Source organism: Streptomyces canus (assembly GCF_001514145.1).
Lineage (GTDB): Bacteria > Actinomycetota > Actinomycetes > Streptomycetales > Streptomycetaceae > Streptomyces > Streptomyces canus.
The window spans coordinates 231,516-250,424 of the sequence record NZ_KQ948672.1 but is presented as its reverse complement, the minus strand read 5'-3'; the positions used below and the strand labels follow the sequence as shown (position 1 = coordinate 250,424).

General features: G+C 70.8%; 15 protein-coding genes. 10 read left to right on the top strand and 5 right to left on the bottom strand.

Translation table 11 applies throughout. The features are described from left to right. Nucleotides 1-80: 80 nt before the first annotated feature. Nucleotides 81-1,139 carry an alpha/beta fold hydrolase gene (locus AQJ46_RS40560; protein ID WP_059210335.1) on the bottom strand — a complete coding sequence of 353 codons (1,059 nt, stop codon included), beginning with the start codon at nucleotides 1,137-1,139 and terminating at the stop codon, nucleotides 81-83. 285 nt (nucleotides 1,140-1,424) lie between these two features. Between AQJ46_RS40560 and pgm the strand changes: the two genes are divergently transcribed. The 3 genes from pgm to AQJ46_RS40545 all read left to right on the top strand — a co-directional run bounded on the left by pgm (nucleotide 1,425) and on the right by AQJ46_RS40545 (nucleotide 5,405). Next, a complete protein-coding gene (pgm, locus tag AQJ46_RS40555) occupies nucleotides 1,425-3,065 on the top strand; it encodes a phosphoglucomutase (alpha-D-glucose-1,6-bisphosphate-dependent) (RefSeq protein WP_059210334.1) in 1,641 nt (546 codons plus the stop codon). A 5-nt stretch (nucleotides 3,066-3,070) separates the two neighbouring features. Beyond that, complete coding sequence (locus AQJ46_RS40550; protein WP_107117415.1) at nucleotides 3,071-3,970, top strand: amidohydrolase family protein; 900 nt, start codon at nucleotides 3,071-3,073, stop codon at nucleotides 3,968-3,970. A gap of 313 nt (nucleotides 3,971-4,283) precedes the next feature. Then, entirely contained in the window at nucleotides 4,284-5,405 is a 1,122-nt protein-coding gene (locus tag AQJ46_RS40545) for an SGNH/GDSL hydrolase family protein (protein WP_208617068.1), read from the top strand. A 39-nt stretch (nucleotides 5,406-5,444) separates the two neighbouring features. On the opposite strand, the gene AQJ46_RS55670 is transcribed toward AQJ46_RS40545, so the two are convergent. The 3 genes from AQJ46_RS55670 to AQJ46_RS40530 form a co-directional block, all read right to left on the bottom strand. Beyond that, the gene (locus AQJ46_RS55670) at nucleotides 5,445-6,329 is read right to left on the bottom strand and encodes an SCO2400 family protein (protein WP_159064112.1); all 885 of its coding nucleotides are present in this window, start codon (nucleotides 6,327-6,329) and stop codon (nucleotides 5,445-5,447) included. Nucleotides 6,330-6,564: 235 nt separating this feature from the next. Then, nucleotides 6,565-6,798 (bottom strand): hypothetical protein, encoded by a 234-nt coding sequence (locus AQJ46_RS40535; RefSeq protein WP_059210332.1) that lies wholly within the window; start codon nucleotides 6,796-6,798, stop codon nucleotides 6,565-6,567. A gap of 143 nt (nucleotides 6,799-6,941) precedes the next feature. Further along, nucleotides 6,942-7,664, bottom strand: coding sequence for a TetR/AcrR family transcriptional regulator (locus AQJ46_RS40530; RefSeq protein WP_059210331.1), 723 nt, complete (start codon nucleotides 7,662-7,664; stop codon nucleotides 6,942-6,944). A 143-nt stretch (nucleotides 7,665-7,807) separates the two neighbouring features. Between AQJ46_RS40530 and AQJ46_RS40525 the strand changes: the two genes are divergently transcribed. The 5 genes from AQJ46_RS40525 to AQJ46_RS40505 all read left to right on the top strand — a co-directional run bounded on the left by AQJ46_RS40525 (nucleotide 7,808) and on the right by AQJ46_RS40505 (nucleotide 14,929). Next, on the top strand, nucleotides 7,808-9,313 hold the full coding sequence (locus tag AQJ46_RS40525; protein ID WP_059210330.1) for an APC family permease: 1,506 nt from the start codon (nucleotides 7,808-7,810) through the stop codon (nucleotides 9,311-9,313). A 21-nt stretch (nucleotides 9,314-9,334) separates the two neighbouring features. Next, nucleotides 9,335-10,987 (top strand): amidohydrolase, encoded by a 1,653-nt coding sequence (locus tag AQJ46_RS40520; RefSeq protein WP_059210329.1) that lies wholly within the window; start codon nucleotides 9,335-9,337, stop codon nucleotides 10,985-10,987. Nucleotides 10,988-11,112: 125 nt separating this feature from the next. Continuing rightward, nucleotides 11,113-12,765, top strand: a complete 1,653-nt coding sequence (locus AQJ46_RS40515) for an NAD-dependent malic enzyme (RefSeq protein WP_059210328.1) — start codon at nucleotides 11,113-11,115, stop codon at nucleotides 12,763-12,765. Between the two features lie 114 nt (nucleotides 12,766-12,879). Further along, nucleotides 12,880-13,896, top strand: a complete 1,017-nt coding sequence (locus tag AQJ46_RS40510; RefSeq protein ID WP_059210327.1) for a LacI family DNA-binding transcriptional regulator — start codon at nucleotides 12,880-12,882, stop codon at nucleotides 13,894-13,896. 61 nt (nucleotides 13,897-13,957) lie between these two features. Then, nucleotides 13,958-14,929 (top strand): aldo/keto reductase, encoded by a 972-nt coding sequence (locus tag AQJ46_RS40505; RefSeq protein WP_059210326.1) that lies wholly within the window; start codon nucleotides 13,958-13,960, stop codon nucleotides 14,927-14,929. A 15-nt stretch (nucleotides 14,930-14,944) separates the two neighbouring features. On the opposite strand, the gene AQJ46_RS40500 is transcribed toward AQJ46_RS40505, so the two are convergent. Beyond that, nucleotides 14,945-16,480 carry a glycoside hydrolase family 43 protein gene (locus AQJ46_RS40500; protein ID WP_059210325.1) on the bottom strand — a complete coding sequence of 512 codons (1,536 nt, stop codon included), beginning with the start codon at nucleotides 16,478-16,480 and terminating at the stop codon, nucleotides 14,945-14,947. 111 nt (nucleotides 16,481-16,591) lie between these two features. On the opposite strand from AQJ46_RS40500, the gene AQJ46_RS40495 reads away from it, so the two are divergent. Then, on the top strand, nucleotides 16,592-18,037 hold the full coding sequence (locus AQJ46_RS40495) for a GH1 family beta-glucosidase (protein ID WP_059210324.1): 1,446 nt from the start codon (nucleotides 16,592-16,594) through the stop codon (nucleotides 18,035-18,037). A 56-nt stretch (nucleotides 18,038-18,093) separates the two neighbouring features. Beyond that, nucleotides 18,094-18,561 carry a MarR family winged helix-turn-helix transcriptional regulator gene (locus AQJ46_RS40490; protein WP_059210323.1) on the top strand — a complete coding sequence of 156 codons (468 nt, stop codon included), beginning with the start codon at nucleotides 18,094-18,096 and terminating at the stop codon, nucleotides 18,559-18,561. Nucleotides 18,562-18,909: the final 348 nt, after the last annotated feature.

The window sequence follows — 18,909 nt, the reverse complement described above, 5'->3', positions numbered from 1 at the left end:
CTAAGTGCTACACGACATGGGAAGACAGAATCACTACTGTCTTTCACGTGAGGCACCGGTCCTGACGAGCGAAGCCGCGTTCAGAGACGGTCGGCGTCGACCACGGCCTGGGCGAAGACGCTCGGCGCTTCCTGCGGCAGGTTGTGACCGATGTCCGCGATGGTGCGGTGCTCGTAGGCGCCGGTGAAGTGTCCCCGGTACGTGGAGCCGTCGCCGGGCGGCGTGAAGGGGTCCAGGGCCGCGTCGAGGGTGATCGTGGGAACGCCGATGGAGGGCTGTGCCGCCAGCAGCTTCTCGTAGCGGTCGTAGCGGGGTTCACCTTCGAGGAGGCCGATGCGCCAACGGTAGTTGTAGAGCACGACTGCGGCGTAGTCCGGGTTCTTGAATGCCTCGGCGGTACGCGCGAAGGTGGCGTCGTCGAAGTTCCAGTTGGGGGAGACGAGGGTCCACACGTAGCGGCACAGCGCGATGCGCTTGTCGACGTCCTCCATCGTTTCCTTGCCTCGCTCGGTCGCGAAGTACCACTGGTACCACCAGTTGTGCTCCACGGCCGGAATCGCGGGCATCAGCTGTGCCTTGCGGTCGGTGATGAGGTAACCGCTGCTGGAAACAAGGGACTTGACGCGCTCGGGCCACAGTGCGGCGATGATGTCCGCGGTGCGTGAGCCCCAGTCGAAGCCGGCGAGGCCGGCCTTGTGGATCTTCAGGGCGTCCATCAGGGCGACGATGTCCAGCGCGATGGCCGACTGCTCGGCGGTGCGCGGGGTGTGCCGGGACAGGAAGCGCGTGCTGCCGTGGCCGCGCAGGTAGGGAACGATGACGCGGTAGCCCTGGTCGGCGAGCAGCGGTGCGACGTCGGCGAAGCTGTGAATGTCGTACGGCCATCCGTGCAGGAGGAGCACGACCGGGCCGTGGGCGGGGCCGGCCTCGGCGTAACCGATGTTCAGCAGCCCCGCGTTGACCTGCTTGATCGCGCCGAACCCGGTATGGGTGCCCGGGGTGACGGTGGGCACGGTGGCGCTGCTCGGCTCAGCCGAGCCGGTCGCGGCAGAAGCGTTGGTCTGCAGGGCGGACAGCGAGACCGCGGCCGCGCCGGTGCTCAGGCCGACAGCCCTGGTGAAGGTGCGCCGGTTGATCATGTGAAGCCCTCCGTCGTGTGTTTCCGGTGACCACTGAACGCTTTCGACGCGATGACCTTCCCATCGCGTTCGTCACCTGTCAAACCGGTGACGCTCGGGATGGGTGAGGGGTTGGTGGTCGGTCCAGGTCCGCGAGGGCGACGGGTGCTCGCTGAGCTTTTGGCGACCGTGCAGGGACACAGGCCGGGTGAGGACAGAACCGCGGCCCCCGTGCGCGTCCTCGCGGGCCCGGCGGGGGAGAATGAGGGCCGTACCCAACGGTCGACCCTGCGGAGGAGCCGGGAAATGCAGAACGCGCGAGCGGGGCAGGTGGCCGGGCCCGAGGACCTCATCGATGTGGCCCGTCTGGTCACGGCGTACTACACGCTGCACCCCGACCCGGCCGAACCGGGACAGCGGGTGGCTTTCGGCACCTCGGGACACCGCGGTTCGTCCCTGGCGGCGGCGTTCAACGAGGACCACATCGCGGCCACCAGCCAGGCCATCTGCGAGTACCGTGCCGTCCAGGGCACCGACGGGCCCCTCTTCCTCGGCGCCGACACCCACGCCCTGTCCGAGCCCGCCCGGGCCACGGCGCTGGAGGTGTTCGCGGCCAACGACGTGACCGTCCTCATCGACCAGGCCGACGGCTACACGCCCACCCCGGCCGTCTCGCACGCCATCCTCACTCACAACCGGCACCGGACGTCGGCGCTCGCCGACGGAGTCGTCGTCACCCCCTCGCACAATCCGCCCGCCGACGGCGGCTTCAAGTACAACCCGCCGAGCGGCGGCCCCGCCGGATCCGAGGCGACCTCCTGGATCCAGGACCGCGCCAACGAGATCATCACCGGCGGCCTGAAAGACGTACGGCGCATCCCCTACGCCCGTGCCCTGGCCGCGCCCGGCACCGGCCGCCACGACTTCCTCGGGGCCTATGTCGCCGACCTGCCGAACGTGCTGGACCTGGAGGCGATCCGGTCCGCCGGAGTGCGCATCGGCGCCGATCCGCTGGGCGGCGCCTCGGTCGCCTACTGGGGCCGGATCGCCGAGGAACACCGGCTCGACCTGACGGTGGTCAATCCGCTCACCGATCCCACCTGGCGTTTCATGACGCTCGACTGGGACGGCAGGATCCGCATGGACTGCTCGTCGCCGTACGCCATGGCCTCGCTCATCGAGCAGCGCGACCGGTTCGACATCGCCACCGGCAACGACGCCGACTCCGACCGGCACGGCATCGTCACGCCGGACGCGGGCCTGATGAACCCCAACCACTATCTGGCCGTGGCGATCTCGTACCTGTTCTCGCACCGGGACCAGTGGCCCGCGGGGGCCGGGATCGGCAAGACCCTGGTGTCGTCGAGCATGATCGACCGGGTCGCGGCGGACCTCGGCCGGACGCTCGTCGAAGTACCCGTCGGCTTCAAGTGGTTCGTGGACGGCCTGTCCGACGGCACGATCGGCTTCGGCGGCGAGGAGTCGGCCGGCGCGTCCTTCCTGCGCCGCGACGGCTCGGTGTGGACCACCGACAAGGACGGCATCATCCTGGCCCTGCTCGCCTCCGAGATCACGGCGGTCACCGGCAAGAGCCCCTCGCAGCACTACGCCGAGCTCACCCAGCGCTTCGGTGCCCCCGCCTACGCGCGCGTCGACGCCCCGGCCTCCCGCGAGGAGAAGGCCCTGCTCGCGAAGCTGTCCCCGCGCCAGGTCACCGCCGACACCCTCGCCGGAGAGCCGGTCACCCAGGTCCTCACCGAGGCGCCCGGCAACGGCGCCGCCCTCGGCGGTATCAAGGTGGCCACCGCCAACGCATGGTTCGCGGCCCGCCCCTCGGGCACCGAGGACGTCTACAAGATCTACGGGGAGTCGTTCCTCGGCCCGGACCATCTGAGCCGGGTCCAGGAGGAGGCCAGGTCCGTGGTGCTGGCGGCGCTGGGCGCCTGACCCACATGAACGATCGCGACGTGGCGTCGAACGAGGAGGCCGACGAGATCCGCCGCTTCTGGGGCGGGCTCGGTCTGCCGGGCCTGATCGACGTCCACACCCACTTCATGCCCGAGCGGGTCCTGCACAAGGTCTGGGACTACTTCGACACCAACGGGCCGCTGCTCGGCGGGCTGGGATGGCCGATCACCTACCGGAAGGAGGAGGCGGAGAGAACGGCCCTGCTGCGGGGGTTCGGGGTCAGGGCCTTCACCGCCATGCTCTACCCCCACAAGCCCGGTATGGCCAGGTGGTTGAACGCATGGGCGGCCGACTTCGCCCACCGCACCCCCGACTGTCTGCACACCGCCACCCTCCACCCCGAGCCGGACGTCGAGACCTACGTCCGCGAGGCCGTCGAAGCGGGGGCGCGGGTGTTCAAGGCGCACGTCCAGGTGGGCGCGTACGACCCCGCCGACGAGCGCCTCCAACCGGCCTGGGGACTGTTGGCCGAGGCAGGCGTCCCGGTGGTGATCCACTGCGGCTCCGGGCCCGCGCCCGGCAAGCACACCGGCCCCGAACCCATCGCGCGGGTGCTGGCACGGCACCCGCGGCTGCGGCTGATCGTCGCGCACATGGGCATGCCCGAGTACGAGGAGTTCCTCGACCTCGCCGAGCGGTACGACCAGGTGCGGCTGGACACGACGATGGCGTTCACCGACTTCACCGAGGGGTTCATGCCGTTCCCGCGCCGGGCCCTGCCCCGGCTCGCCGCACTGGGCGACCGCATCCTGCTCGGCTCCGACTTCCCCAGCATCCCCTACGCCTACCTGCACCAGCTCCACGCCCTGGAACGGCTGGACCTCGGACCGGAGTGGCTGCGGGCCGTGTGCCATGACAACGCGAGAAGTCTGTTCGACGTATAAGACCGCCACACATGTATGAGTGGGGGAAGGGCCGCCTCGACCTCCCCAGGTGTGACGGCCCTTCCCCCGGGCAAGCATCGTCTCTGCTACCCGGAAGATCGGGACTCATTCCCGGCTGTCAGTGCCTCGCCCTCTCCGGCTCGCGTGAAGATGCTGTCCGGAGGGGTTGACGGGTACGCATGAGGCGGTCACGTTGAACAACGCGAGGGGTGTGGGAGCGCTCCCGTGCCGTACGGAAAGGCCCGGGGCCCGGCAGCGCGTCCCGCGATCCCGTGTCCCGCTCCGACCGTCCCCACTTCCGAAGGATGGCCCCATGCAGCCCCCTCCGCCCCGTCACTTATCCCGCAGAACGCTGGTGACCGCCACCGCTGCCGGCCTGGTCGCCGCCGTCGCCGCTCCCTCGCGGGCGTCCACCGCTGCCCCGACCCGGTTCCACACGGTGGGCAGGGTCAAAGCGGCTACCGACGGGTTCGTGCACTACAGCTGGCCCGGCATCTACTTCGAGGGCCGGTTCCGCGGTACCGGCGTCGGGGTCGTCCTCGACGACTCCGTCAACGACTACGACGTCCAGATAGACGGCAGGACCACGGCCACCCTCGTGACCCCGGGCCGAACCACCGCCTGGGTCAAGGGACTTACCGACACCGAGCACCGCGTGCGGCTCGTCAAGCGGACGGAATGCCCTTGGGCCGAGGGCCGGTTCGGCGGCTTCGTCGCCGCTCCGGGAGGCGCGATCCTCGCCAGGCCGTCCGCGCGGCGCAGGCAGATCGAGTTCATCGGCGATTCCTACACCGCGGGCTACGGCAACGTCTCCGGCACGCGTGACTGTTCGAACAACGGGGGAGTCGACCGGAACACCGACTCCGACCTCTCCTTCGGTGCCCTCACCGCCCGGCGCCTCGGCGCCGACTACCAGATCAACGCCTTCTCCGGCCGCGGCATGGTCCGCAACTACAACGGCAGCAGCCCCGGCACCGACTACCGCACCTACTACGACCGGGCCCTGCTGAACGTGGAGGGCGACGTCTGGCAGAAGCCGGCCGGCTGGCGGCCGCAGGTCGTCGTCATCGGACTGGGTCTCAACGACTTCTCGACACCGCTCAATCCGGGCGAGCGGTGGAGCACGGAGGCCGAACTGGTCGCCGCCTACGAGTCCGCCTACCACGGCTTCCTCGACAAGCTGCGCGCCCGCTACGGCCCCAGGGCGTTCCTCGTCGTCAGCGCCACCAACCTGGCCTCCAGCCCGTTCGCCCAGACCGCCGAACGCATCGTCCGGACCCGCAACGCGCAGGGCGACGAACGGGTGGGCCACTGGTACTACGACGACCCCGCCCTGGACCACCTGGGCTGCGACTGGCATCCCTCCGCGCAGGACCACCGGATCATCTCCGGCCTGCTCGACGACCACCTCACCGCGCTGCCGCTGCGCTGGTAGCCGACGAGCCGTCAGCACACCCTCGCACCGGTCCGGGGTTCAGTTGATGCAGAGCAGGTTGAGCACGCACAGCCCGGACGGATCGGTGGCAGAGGACGAGGAAGTCGACTGCGAGGTCTGCGAGTTGTTGCCGCTCGTGCCCGTGTTCGTGGTCGTCGTGGTGTCCGTGGCCGTGGACGAAGGGGTCTGTTCCGTCGTCGTGGCGGTGGTGCCGGTCGAGCTCGTCGTGTCGCCGGTGCCGGCGCCCGCCGCGACCGACGTCGAGAGCGCGGTCTTCGACTGCGACTGCGAGGCGGTCGTCGCCGTGGGCGTGGGGGTGGCGGCGGAGTCCGTGTGGACCGATGACCGGGTCGTGGTGGACGCCGCATTGCCCGTGCGCCGGTGCGAGGCGACCGACTTGGAGGGCGTGGTCGTGGACTCCTGCTGTGCCTTGGCGGGCGTCGACGCCGGGAGCGCGTCGTCCGAGGTCGGCAACTCCGCCACGCCCATGGACCGGTTGTCCGGCGACGTGGCCGCCTGGGTGCGGACGTTGGACTGCTGGTTCATCGCGGAGACGGTCAGGCCACCACCGACGAGGGCGACGGCGGTCGCGACCACCGCCTTGCGCTGGTTCTTCCGCCAGCGGGCCCGCTGACGTCGGCGCGCTGCCCGGCCCTCCGCCGACACCGGCGCGTCCGTCACGTCGTCGGACGGCACCTCGGCCGGGTCGGACCCGGTCGAGGGCTCCTCGTGGAGACCCGTGTCGTGCCACGTGGGTGCTTCGTCCCATGCCGTTGCCGCCACGCCCGTCGTCGCGTAGAGGTGGGCGGGGGGAGCGATGTCCGGGGCGTAGGCGCCGCATCCGGGACATGCCAGGGCGCCGTTGAGATGCCGACGGCACGAGGAGCAGTAGTCCATCTGGTCTTCCTGAGTCGACTGCACCATCGGCCCAGTGGCCGTGGCCGGTCTCGTTCGCACGGAGGATCGAGCCGGAGGCAAAAGTAGCGAGGCTTTCGAAAGGCGGTGTGCAGCCTGTGTGATGCTCCTGCGCAGATGTCCGAGGGGTGCGGTGGGCAGGAGGGCCGTACGTCGTATTCGCGCCCCTTGTTCCTCGGTCGAGCGGCATCTGCGGGGAGTGCGTCCAGCGGGGCGGACCGGGAAAGCACCAGCTGACGCGGTGTCATACGGCGTCGAGGCCGCGTTCAGCCGCGGCGGACGGCCCAGGGGGTGGCGTGGTGGACGGCGTGGGGAGCGGAGGGTTCGGCCGGGGGCGGCCCTCGTGGCGGTCGACATCGGACGCCGTGGAGTGGACGCCGCCGACGACGGGCAGGAGCGTGAACTCGCCGGTGTCGACCCGGTAGACGCAGCCGAAGGAGCCGGGGTTGGTGTCGCCGACGGCGAACTTTCCGGCCACGCCGTTGATCTAGGTCCAGCCAGGCCCGGGGTCGAAGGGCGACAGCGTCTTGGCGCGCAGGTCGTAGGCGTGTGTGCGATCTTGGCGTTGTGACCGTCCGGCCCCTCCGGTCAACCGCCGCCCCACGGAACGTACGGAAGAACTCATCCGGGTGACGAACCCCCTGTGGACGCCCGGCGCGCCGGTGCACGGGCTGCCAGCGCCTCCAGCAGCAGGTCCACCGCCTCCTCGAACGAGCCGTCCGCCATGCCCGGCAACTCGCGCCGTACCGCGGTGAGCGCCGGGTACGCCACCGGGTCCAGGTCCTGGTAGACGTCCCGCCACGCCCGATGGTCGGCCTCGCGCTGCTGCCGGGGGAGTGCCTGGAACGCCGCGTCGGTGGCCGCGTGGCTGAGCACGGTGTCGATGAAGGCCAGATACAGGCGCGCGGCGGCGGCCCGCTCGAAGCCCGCGGAGAGCAGCAGGCCGATCCCCGTGTCCACCGCCTGGATCTCGCTCCTGCGCCGGGTCACCCGGTGCGCGGCCATGGCCGCCGCCCTCGGATGGGCGAGGTATCCGGCACGGACCCGCAGGGCCATCTCGCGCAGCGAGGCCACCCAGTCCTCCCCGGGGACGAATCCCGCCATCGCGTCACCGATGATCCGGTCCGCGATGGCGAGCACGAGGTCGTCGGTGTCGTGGAAGTAGCGGTAGAGGGCGGTCGGGTCGCAGCCCAGCGCCGCGCCGAGCCGACGCACGCTCAGCGCCTCGGGACCGTGCTCGCCGATCAGCCGCAGGGCCGTCTGCACGATGAGGTCCTCGGACAGCAGGACTCCGGAGCGGGTGGGCCGCCGGCGTCGGCGGTCCTGCGGGACACGGCTGGACATGGGCACGTTCCTCTCGTCCGGGCACGCTCAGTGAACGACCCCCACCCGCCTTACGTCAACAGGGTTGACCCAATGTGGACACCGGCTGTTCCATCACCTCACCGCGCGGCTCTTCCCCGTCTCCCGTCCCCGAGGAGCCCCTCATGTCATCAGCACCGCCCCCGCCCTCCGCGCCGGGCTCGGCCCTGCGCCGTTCCCTCGGCGTCGTCGACGGCGTGGCCATCGCCGCGTCCAGCACCGCGGCCACCACCAGCATCGCCATCGGCATGGGCGCGATCGCGACCATCGTGGGCCTCCAGGCCCCGGCGCTGCTGCTGCTGGCCTTCCTGCCGGTCCTCGGTATCGCCACCGCCTACGCCCGCCTGAACCGCTCGGAGCCGAACTGCGGCAACGGCTACGTCTGGGTCGGCAGGGCCCTCGGCCCCTGGCCCGGCTTCCTGACCGGCTGGGTCACCCTGGTCGGCTCGGTCATCTTCTGCGCCTACACCAGCGCGATCATGGGCTCGGTCGTGCTGGCCTTCGCCAACAAGGCCGGACTGCACAGCCTCGCCGGCATCACCCTCGACCCCACGTCCACCGGTGTCACCACGGCCGTCGGGCTGGTGATCCTCCTCGGCCTCACCGCCCTGGCCGTCACCGGGGTGCGGTCCGCCACCCGCTTCCAGTTCGCCCTGCTGATCTTCGAGTACGCCGTGCTGCTGGCCTTCTGCGGCTGGGCCCTGGTCACCGGCGACCACGCCGTGTCGCTGTCCTGGTTCAACCCCTTCGAGATCTCCAGCGGCACCACCTTCGCCCAGGGCATGGTGCTCGCGGTCTTCTTCTTCTGGGGCTGGGACGCCGCCTTCAGCGTCAACGAGGAGACGAAGAGCCCGGGCGACGCGGCCCGCGGCGGCCTCATCGCCCTCTTCGCCATGCTCGGTCTGTTCCTCTTCGCCTCGGTCGCCTTCCAGCGGGAGATGAGCCTGGCAGAACTCGTCAGGAACGGCCCCCAGGCCCTCCCGTACCTCGGCGAGAAACTGGCCGCCGAACCCTGGGCCACCCTGCCCCTGATCGCGCTGATGTTCTCCGCCGTCGCCTCCGTGCAGGCCACTCTGATCCCCACGGCGCGCGGCCTGTTCGCCATGAGCCGTGACCGGACGATGGGGCCGGTGTGGACCCGGATCCACCCGCGCTACGGCACCCCCGCCGCCGGCACGGTCGTCGTGATGTCCATCGCCGGAGTGATCGCCGTGCTCGCCGTCGCGATCCCCAAGCTGAGCGACATGCTGCTGGCCGCCGTCAACGCCATCGGTCTGATCGTCGCCCTCTACTACGGCCTCACCGCGGTGGCCTGCGCCGTGCGCTTCCGCTCCGCGCGGCACGAGGGAGCACGGGAGGCGCTGCTCGCCATCGGTGTGCCCGCCGTGTCCGGCCTGATCCTGCTCGGCCTCGGCGGCTACCTCGGATACTCGTACCTGACCATGAGCGACCACTTCGAACTCAGCCCGGACAACGGCTGGTTCATGTTCTCGCTGCCCGCCGCGATCATCCTCGCCGGCCTCGGCATGGCCGCCGTCGCCAAGTACGTGAGGCACTCGCCGTACTTCACGACGGGGCGCGGCACCGACGCCGAGTCCCTGACCCTGCCGATGGACCGTACGGCGGTCTGACCTTCTCTGGAGCTCACTCACATGTCACACACCGCGGACCTCGTCCTCACCGGCGGTCCCGTGTACACCGTCGATCCCGCCCGCAGCCGCGCCACCGCCGTGGCCGTGCGCGACGGGCGGATCGCCGCCGTCGGCCACGACGAGGTGCGCGAGCTGATCGGCCCGCGCACCGAAGTCGTCGACCTGGCCGGGAAGTTGCTGCTCCCCGGCTTCCAGGACGCCCACGTCCACCCGCAGGGCGCGGGCCTCGAACTCGGCCTGTGCCACCTCGCCGACACCGTCGACCCGGCCGAGTACCTGCGCAGGATCAAGGCGTACGCCGATCAGCACCCGGACGCCGAGTGGATCACCGGCGGCGGCTGGTCCCTGGAGGCGTTCCCCGGTGGCGCTCCCACCGCCGTCGCCCTCGACGCGATCGTCCCGGACCGACCCGTCTTCCTGCCCAACCGTGACCACCACGGCGCCTGGGTCAACAGCCGGGCCCTGGAGCGCGCGGGCATCGACTCCGGTACCCCGGACCCGGTCGACGGCCGGATCGAACGCGACGGCGACGGCAACCCCACCGGCATGCTCCAGGAGGGCGCGGTCCACCTCGTGGGAAGGCTGGTTCCGGATCCCACGCCGCAGGAGCAACTCGCGGCCCTGCTGCGGGCCCAGGCCGTGCTGCACTCGTACGGCGTCACCGCCTGGCAGGACGCCATCGTCGGCGCGTACGCCAACATGACCGACCCGGCGCCCTCCTACCACGCGGCCCTCGACCGGGGACTGCTCACCGCCCGCGTGGTCGGCGCCCTGTGGTGGGACCGTGAGCGGGGCGCCGAGCAGATCCCAGAACTCGTCGCCCGACGCGAGGAGTTGAACCGCGGCCGGTTCCGTGCCACCACCGTGAAGGTCATGCAGGACGGCATCGCGGAGAACCACACCGCCGCGATGCTCGACCCGTATCTGACCGGCTGCGGCTGCTCCTCGGACAACAGCGGCATCAGCTTCGTCGAGCCGGGCGAGCTGAGGAAGTACGTCACCGAACTCGACGCGTCCGGTTTCCAGGTCCACTTCCACGCGCTCGGCGACCGCGCGGTGCGTGAGGCCCTCGGCGCCGTGGAGTCCGCCCGCGCGGCCAACGGGTGGCGCGGCACACGGCACCACCTCGCACATCTGCAGGTCGTACACCCGCATGACATCCCCCGGTTCCGCGCCCTGGGCGCGAGCGCCAACCTCCAGATGCTGTGGGCCGCCCACGAACCGCAGATGGACGAACTGACCCTGCCCTTCCTCGGCGCGGAACGCGGCACACGACAGTATCCGTTCGGCGATCTGCTGCGCGCAGGCGCGACCCTGGCCGCCGGCAGCGACTGGCCGGTCAGCAGCCCCGACCCCTTCCAGGCCATCCATGTCGCCGTCAACCGGATCGCCCCCGGCGCCCCCGGGGGCACCCCCGAGTTCCTTCCGGAGCAGCGCCTCGACCTGGGCACCGCCCTCGCCGCCTACACGGCGGGCAGCGCCTATGTGAACCACCTCGACGACATCGCCGGCAGCATCACCGTGGGCAAGTCGGCCGATCTCGTCGTCCTCGACCGCGATCCGTTCGCGGGGCCGCCCGAGGAGATCGCCGCCACCCGGGTCCTGGAGACCTTTGTCGACGGGCAGCGAGTTCACGCGGCGCGGGACGCCTGAGCCGATGTGTGCCGGCTCGGCCGACCCTCAGGTGATTTCGATGTCCGGGGACGGGGAAAGCGGAATGGGGCGCTCAAACTCCGCAGCACCCCCCGCCCCTGAAGCCCCTCGACCTGAGGAACGCCATGACAACGCACAACCCCGCCCGTCCCCAAGGAGCGGCCCTGCTCGCCGACCCGCTGCTCAACAAGGGCACCGCGTTCAGCTCCGAGGAACGTGCCGAACTCGGTCTCGACGGGCTGCTGCCACCGGCGACGGAAACGCTTGATGAGCAGGCGGACCGGGCGTACGAGGCGTTCCTGGGGTACGACAAGCCGCTCAACCGGCACATCTACCTGCGCCAGCTCCAGGACACCAACGAGGTGCTGTTCTACAGCCTGCTCACCCGGCATCTGGAGGAGATGCTGCCGGTCGTCTACACGCCGACGGTCGGCGAGGCGTGCCGGCGCTTCAGTGAGATCTACCGCAGGCCGCGCGGTCTGTTCCTGACGTACGAGGACCGCCACCGCTTCCGGGAGATCCTGCGCAACCGGCCCGGCGGCGAGGTCGACGTCATCGTCGTCACCGACGGTCAGCGCATCCTGGGCCTGGGCGACCAGGGCGTCGGCGGCATGGGCATCCCGATCGGCAAGCTCAGCCTGTACACCGCCATCGGGGGCATTCATCCGGCGCGCACCCTCCCGGTCCTCCTCGACGCCGGCACCGACAACGAGCAGCTGCTGGCCGGCGAGCACTACCTGGGCCGCAGGCGGCACCGCGTCACCGGGGACGCCTACGACGAGATGATCGAGGCATTCGTGTCCGCCGTGGAGGCCGAACTCCCCGGCACCCTCCTGCAGTGGGAGGACTTCGCCACCGCGCACGCCCGTCCGATCCTGAGCCGCTACCAGGACCGGCTGCTGACCTTCAACGACGACATCCAGGGCACCGCGGCCGTGGCGCTGGGCGCGCTGTCCACCGCCACGAAGATCGCCGGAACGTCCCTGACCGACCACCGCATCGTGGTCCTGGGCGCCGGTTCGGCGGCGATCGGGGTCGCCGACATGATCCGTACCGCGATCGTGGAGGAAGGCCTCTCCGAACAGCAGGCCGCCGACCGTTTCTGGTTCGTCGACATCGACGGCCTGCTGGTGGGCTCCCGCACCGACCTCACCCCCGAGCAGCGGGTGTACGCACGCGATGATGCGGAGGTACGCCAGTGGGAGGCGCGCGATCTGGCGCGGGTGGTCGGCGAGGTGAAGCCGACGGTGCTGATCGGGCTCTCCACGGCGCACGGCGCGTTCACCGAGGAGATCGTGCGGACGATGGCCGACGCCTGTGACCGGCCGGTGATCCTGCCGCTGTCCAACCCGACCTCGAATGCCGAGGCCGAGCCCGCCGACCTCGCCCGCTGGACCGACGGCAGGGCCCTGATCGCGGCCGGCTCGCCCTTCCCGCCGCTGACGCTGGACGGGCGCGAGGTGCCGGTCGCGCAGGCCAACAACGTCTACGTCTTCCCCGCCGTCGGCCTGGCGGTCACCGCCTGCCGGGCCACCCGCGTGACCGACCGCATGATGGTGGCGGCGGCCCGGGCCGTGGGGGAGTGCGCCGTACAGGCGGGCGCCGACGGGGCGACCCCGCTGCTGCCTCCCCTGGCCAGCATGCGGGACGCTGCCCGCGAGATCGCGCTGGCCGTGGCCAAGGCGGCGGTGGAGGACGGCGTGGCCCCCGAGGCCACGGAGGCCGAGTTGCGCGAAGCGATCGCGACGACTCAGTGGACACCGCAGTACGCGGCCTGACACGCAGCTGCCGTGCCGGGCCGGGCGGCCGCGGACCAGGTGACTCTCAGGGCCTGTGACAGGATCTGCGGTGGGCGCGAGGCCTGCTGGGGTTAAAGGCAGAGGACGAGTGACATGGACCGGCCGCCAGGCATGATGGACGTGGCCCGGGAGGCCGGCGTCTCGCACATCACCGTCTCCCGTGTCATCAACGGCCATCCTTCGGTCCGTCCGGAGACCCGCACCCGGGTCGAGGCCGCGATCCAGAAGCTGGGCTACCGCCGCAACAGCGTCGCCAGGGCCCTCAAGAGCCGGCGTTCCTCGACGATCGGCGTGGTGATCGTCGGGTCGGAACTGTTCGAGCTGCCGCGTATCCTCCTGGGCGTCGAGACGGCAGCCAAGCAGGCCGGTTACTGGGTGAGCCTGGCCAGCAGACAGGGTGAGAGCACCTCCGCCGACCTCATGGAGACGCTGCGACGGCTCACCGACCAGTCGGTGGAGGCGATCGCGGTCGTGGCGGACCGGCCCGTCGTCGTGGAGGCGTTGTCCGGCCTGTCCTTCGGGGTGCCCGTCACCGTGGTGATGTCCGGCAGCGCACCCAACCCCGGTCTGGGTTTCGTCGAGGTCGACCAGGAACTGGGCGCCCGGCTCGCCGTTCGCCATCTCCTCGGCCTCGGGCACCGGGACATCGCCCACCTGACCGGTGCGCTGCGCACCTTCGACGCCCGGGCACGCGTCGACGGCTGGCAGGCCGAACTCACCGCGGCGGAAGCCCAAGGAGCCCTGCTGGAAGGCGACTTCAGCGCGGAAAGCGGATTCCGCCTGGCCCACGAACTCTGCGACGCCGACACCGGCCCGCCCACCGCCGTCTTCGCCGGGAACGACCAGATGGCGATGGGAGCGCTGGCCGCCTTCGCCGAGCGGGGCGTGAAGGTGCCGCAGGACGTCTCCCTCGTCGGCTTCGACGACATGAAGGGCGCCGGATACCTGGTCCCCGCTCTGACCACGGTCCGGCAGGACTTCGCCCACCTCGGCAGGACCGCCATCGAGCAGCTGGTGCGGATGCTGGGCGGGGAGCGGGCGGAACGGCGGAAGATCACGCCGGAACTCGTCGTACGGCGAAGCACCGCCGCGCCTCGCGCCGGTTCCTGAAGCCCGCCGCGGTTTCCACAGCCCTCACCGGAGGGCCTCACCAAGGGAGCACGAACAGCACATGCGTTATCGAGAGCTGGGCCGCACCGGCCTGACCGTGTCCGAGATCGGCTACGGGGCCTGGGGACTGGGCCAGGGCGCCTGGGTCGGCGCCGACGACGACTCCGGCGTCCGCGCCCTGCGCCGCGCCCTCGATCTGGGTGTCACCTTCATCGACACCGCCCGGGCCTACGACCGCAGCGAGCGCGTCGTCGGCCGTGCGCTCAAGGAGCTTCCCGGCGGCGGGGAGGGCGTCCACGTGGCGACGAAGGTCGGGCCGAAGGTGCCCGTCTCCCTGTCGCCGAGCGGACTCGACCCCATGGAGGCGTTCCCGGGCGCGCACCTCCGGGAGAGCCTGGAGACCAGCCTGCGCGAACTCGGCCGCGATCACGTCGACCTCCTGCAGCTGCACACCTGGGAGGACGAGTGGACCGGCCGTGGTGACTGGCTGGAGACGGTGGACGCCCTCAAACAGGAGGGCAAGATCAGGTTCTTCGGGATCTCCGTCAAGGACCACCAGCCCGAGAACGTGCTCACGGTGCTGCGAACCGGAGTGCTGGACACCGTCCAGGTCATCTACAACGTCTTCGAACAGGCCCCGTCCGACGCCCTGTTGCCGGCCTGCGAGGAGTACGGCGTCGGCGTGATCGTCCGTGTCGCCCTCGACGAAGGCGCCCTCACCGGAGCGATCCGCACGGGTGTCACCTTCCCCGAAGGTGACTGGCGCAACTGGTACTTCAGGGACGACCGGCCCGCCCAGGTCGAGCAGCACGTCGACGCGATCCTCGCCGACCTGGGCAGCGCCGCCGAGGAACTCCCGTCCGCCGCCCTGCGGTTCGCCCTCGCAGGACGGGCGGTCTCCACGGTCATCGTCGGAATGCGTTCCCTGCGGAACGTGGAACGCAACGCGGCGATCGCCGACGCGCCACTGCTGACCGAACGGGAACTCGCCGTGCTGACCGAGCACCGCTGGGCGAAGAACTTCTACGGCTGATCCCCGCGAGCGGCGTCAACGGGCCGGGGCGTACTCGAACCAGTGCACGCGCGCCTCGCCCGCGTCGCCGATGCCGTACAGGCCGAGGTGGACCCCGACGAACCCGCCGGCGCGTTCGGTGCTGAAGAAGGGCCGCTCGATGCTGCCCAGGGTCGTCCGGGTGCCGTCCTCGACGTGGAAGGTGTAGCCGGACTCGTCGCTGTCGACCACGAGGACGACCTCGTCGGATGTCACGGCGACTGCCCCGAGCCGGGTGGGGGAGCCCGCCTCGTGAGCGGTGAGTACGACGTGTGGGGTGCCGGAGGCGTCGGCGGTCAGCGCGAGGGTGGCGTGGTGCGCGTGCTGGAAGACGACCAGCCCCGCTTCCCGTGTCGGAGCGGTGGCGGTGAAGCGGACCCGGGCCCTGGCGCGCATACGGAGATGCTGCTGACGGCGGGCGACGAACGCGGGAGTGCCCGTACCGGTGAGGGGCTCGGGGGAGAGGCGGATGGTCAGGCCTCCTTCCTCGGCTCTGGTCGAGACGAGATGGCCGACCGGTCCGCGCAGGCTGCTCCATTCCGGGCCGAGCGCTGTGCCGCCGAAGTCGTCCCGCACCGGCCCGACCGGCGCCACGGCCCCCGCGCCGGCCCCCGCCGGCAACCGCTCCGACAGCCTCACCCGACCCGTGTCCGGAGCGAACACCGGCCCGGCGGCGGTCCATTCGACCGGGACGAGGAACACCTCGCGGCCGAGCGTGTGCGTGCCGTCGAGCGGCCGTACCCCCAGAGCGACGGCCCAGGTCTCCCCGGCGGGCGTGTCGACGAGGTCGACGTGACCGACGTTGTGGATCGGCTCCGCCGCCCCGCGGTGGCGGTGGGTGAGCAGGGGGCTCCTGGGGTCGGTGGAGTAGGGACCGGTGACGGCGTCGGCGCGGGCCGCGGTCACGGCGTGATGACGCTCGGTCCCGCCCTCCGCGCCGATCAGGTGGTAGACCCCGTCGCGTTTGTACAGATGCGGTGCCTCCACCCAGGCGCCGCGCATGGCGCCGTACCAGAGCGCATGGGTCGGCCCGGTCAACGCCAGCCTGTCCAGGTCGAGTTCGCGCATCCACAGCTCGCCGGGGCCCGTCACCTCCGGCTCGGCGGCGTCGCGGCAGGCGGTGAACCAGCAGCGGCCGTCGTCGTCGAAGAACAGTGACGGGTCGATGCCCTCCGCCTCCAGGACGACGGGGTCGGACCAGGGCCCGGCGGGGTCGGACGCGGTGAAGAGGTAGGTGGTGCTGCCCTGACGGCCCCTTGCCAGGGCCACGACCACGTAGAAGGTGCCTTCGTGAGGGCGGATCGTCGCGGCCCAGAGGCCGTCCGACACGTCCAGCCCGGTCAGCGACACCTGGGACGGGCGCTCCACCACGTGTCTGAGCGGCTGCCAGCTCACCAGGTCGCGACTATGGAAGATCGGGATCCCGGGGTAGTACGCGAACGACGACGTGACCAGGTAGAAGTCCTCGCCGACCCGGCAGATCGAGGGGTCGGGGTGACTACCGGCGAGAACGGGGTTGGAGAAGGTCGGCACGGGGCGCACTCCGAGTCGGACGGGAGGGGTGTGCAAACGGGGGCGGGACAGGGGTGTCGGCTGCTTGTTAACGTTAACATCGCCATCGGCCAAGACAACGGAGAGACGTGCATGCCCACTGACGCGAACACCCAGCAGCTGACGTTCCCCGCCGACTTCCTCCTCGGCTCCGCGACCGCCGCCTACCAGATCGAGGGTGCCGCCGACGAGGACGGGCGCGGCCCCTCCATCTGGGACACCTACTCCCACACGCCGGGCAGGACATGGAACGGCGACACCGGTGACGTGGCCGCCGATCACTACCACCGTCTCGACGAGGACCTCGACCTCATGGCGTCCCTGGGCCTGAAGGCCTACCGGTTCTCCATCGCCTGGCCGCGCATCCAGCCCACGGGCCGTGGCCCGGCCAATCCCAAGGGTCTGGACTTCTACAGCCGCCTGGTCGACGGTCTGCTCCAGCGGGACATCGCGCCGGTCGCGACGCTCTACCACTGGGACCTGCCCCAGGCCCTCGAGGACGAGGGCGGCTGGACGAACCGCGAGACCGCGTACGCCTTCGCCGACTACGCCCGTGCGGTCGGCGAAGCGCTCGGCGACCGCGTCGCGATCTGGACCACGCTGAACGAACCGTGGTGCTCCGCCTACCTCGGCTACGGCGCCGGAGCCCACGCTCCCGGCCGCAGTGACGGCGCCGCGGCGCTGACCGCGGTCCACCACCTCAACCTCGCCCACGGACTGGCCGTTCAGCAGCTCAGGGCGGTCACCACCAACGACCCGCGGTACTCGGTCACGCTCAACTTCCATGTCCTGAGGGGCGAGGGCGAGGGTGCCGACGAGGCCGTACGGCGCATCGACGCGCTGGCCAACCGGGCCTTCACCGAACCCCTGTTGCGCGGCCACTACCCGCAGGACCTCCTGGAGGACACCGCGGCCGTCACCGACTGGGCGTTCGTGCAGGACGGTGACCTCGCACAGATCCAGCAGCCCCTGGACCTGCTCGGCGTCAACTACTACGCCACCACGGCCGTCCGCCTGTGGGACGGTGTGACACCGCGTCAGAACAACGACGGGCACAAGGACATGGGAGGGTCCCCCTGGCCCGGCTCGACCCACGTCGAGTTCGTCGCGCAGGAGGGCCCGCACACCGCCATGGGCTGGAACATCGACCCCGACGGACTCGAGGAACTCCTCCTGGACCTGCACACCCGGTTCCCGGACCAGCCTCTGGTCATCACCGAGAACGGAGCGGCCTTCGAGGACCACGTCTCCACGGGCCCCGACGGCGGCCACGCCGTTCACGACCCGGAGCGCATCGACTACCTCCACCGCCACTTCGCCGCCGCCCACCGGGCCCTCACCGCCGGTGTCGATCTGCGCGGGTACTTCGTGTGGTCCCTGATGGACAACTTCGAGTGGGGATACGGCTACTCGAAGCGCTTCGGCATCGTCCACGTCGACTACGAGACCCAGCGGCGCACGCTGAAGGACAGCGCCCTGTGGTACCGGGAACTGGCGACGACGGGAAGCATTCCGCTGCCGGGGACCAAGGTGGCCTGACCGGACACGGGCGCCCGGACATTGGGTGAAGTGTCAACTACGTCTACACTTTGTCCATGGGAGAGACGGTGCGATGGCTGACGCCGGAGGAGCAGCGCGCGTGGCGTGGCTTCGTCCGGTTGCATGAGCGGCTCGGCGGGCGCCTCGGGCGCCTGCTGCAGTCGGAGTCCAATGTGTCGCCGGCCGACTTCGCGGTGCTGGTTCATCTGACGGACACCCCGGAGGGGCGACAGCGGTACCAGGATCTGGCCCGGGCGCTGGAGTGGGAGAAGAGCCGGATGTCCCACCACATCGCGCGGATGGCGGGGCGGGGGATGGTGGTCCGGGAGGACTGCCTCGAGGACGCTCGGGGCGCCTTCGTGGTGATCACGGACGTTGGCCGGGCGGCGGTCGAGGCGGCGGCCCCGCGTCATGTCGAGGCGGTACGTGAACTGTTCCTCGACCATGTCACCCCGGCCGAACTGCGGGTCCTGGCCGAGCTCTCCGAGCGCGTCATCGGCAAGCTGGACGAGGACGTGTCCTGACCGGCGCCGGCCTGCCGCAGGGGTGCTCAATCAGTTGCAGGCGGCCCTGGTGAGGATGCGATGTCCGGCATGATCGTGGACCGGCGTCCGAGCCCGTCGCCGGACGCTACCGCCGCGCGGGTGGGCCGATGGGCCGCGGCCGCCGTGGACGAACCGGCTCAGCTGGGCGTAGCCGCGGTCTTCCGCCGAACCCGCTGGTGTCACTGACCTCGCCGACGGCCGGTGGAGTCCGGCGAGCAGATGGCGGCCCGCCTCTACCCGGCCGGGCCTGGTCGGCGGAGCGAGAGCGCCGATCCTGACCGGCTGTGGTTGACGCATCTGGGCGCCGGGTTCCGCCGGATCCCGATC

Excerpts from the sequence above, each read along its gene's own strand:
- AQJ46_RS40560 (WP_059210335.1), bottom strand. The coding sequence starts at position 1,139 with ATGATCAACCGGCGCACCTTCACCAGGGCTGTCGGCCTGAGCACCGGC.
- pgm (WP_059210334.1), top strand. The coding sequence starts at position 1,425 with ATGCAGAACGCGCGAGCGGGGCAGGTGGCCGGGCCCGAGGACCTCATC.
- AQJ46_RS40550 (WP_107117415.1), top strand. The coding sequence starts at position 3,071 with ATGAACGATCGCGACGTGGCGTCGAACGAGGAGGCCGACGAGATCCGC.
- AQJ46_RS40545 (WP_208617068.1), top strand. The coding sequence starts at position 4,284 with ATGCAGCCCCCTCCGCCCCGTCACTTATCCCGCAGAACGCTGGTGACC.
- AQJ46_RS55670 (WP_159064112.1), bottom strand. The coding sequence starts at position 6,329 with ATGGTGCAGTCGACTCAGGAAGACCAGATGGACTACTGCTCCTCGTGC.
- AQJ46_RS40530 (WP_059210331.1), bottom strand. The coding sequence starts at position 7,664 with ATGTCCAGCCGTGTCCCGCAGGACCGCCGACGCCGGCGGCCCACCCGC.
- AQJ46_RS40525 (WP_059210330.1), top strand. The coding sequence starts at position 7,808 with ATGTCATCAGCACCGCCCCCGCCCTCCGCGCCGGGCTCGGCCCTGCGC.
- AQJ46_RS40520 (WP_059210329.1), top strand. The coding sequence starts at position 9,335 with ATGTCACACACCGCGGACCTCGTCCTCACCGGCGGTCCCGTGTACACC.
- AQJ46_RS40515 (WP_059210328.1), top strand. The coding sequence starts at position 11,113 with ATGACAACGCACAACCCCGCCCGTCCCCAAGGAGCGGCCCTGCTCGCC.
- AQJ46_RS40510 (WP_059210327.1), top strand. The coding sequence starts at position 12,880 with ATGGACCGGCCGCCAGGCATGATGGACGTGGCCCGGGAGGCCGGCGTC.
- AQJ46_RS40505 (WP_059210326.1), top strand. The coding sequence starts at position 13,958 with ATGCGTTATCGAGAGCTGGGCCGCACCGGCCTGACCGTGTCCGAGATC.
- AQJ46_RS40495 (WP_059210324.1), top strand. The coding sequence starts at position 16,592 with ATGCCCACTGACGCGAACACCCAGCAGCTGACGTTCCCCGCCGACTTC.
- AQJ46_RS40490 (WP_059210323.1), top strand. The coding sequence starts at position 18,094 with ATGGGAGAGACGGTGCGATGGCTGACGCCGGAGGAGCAGCGCGCGTGG.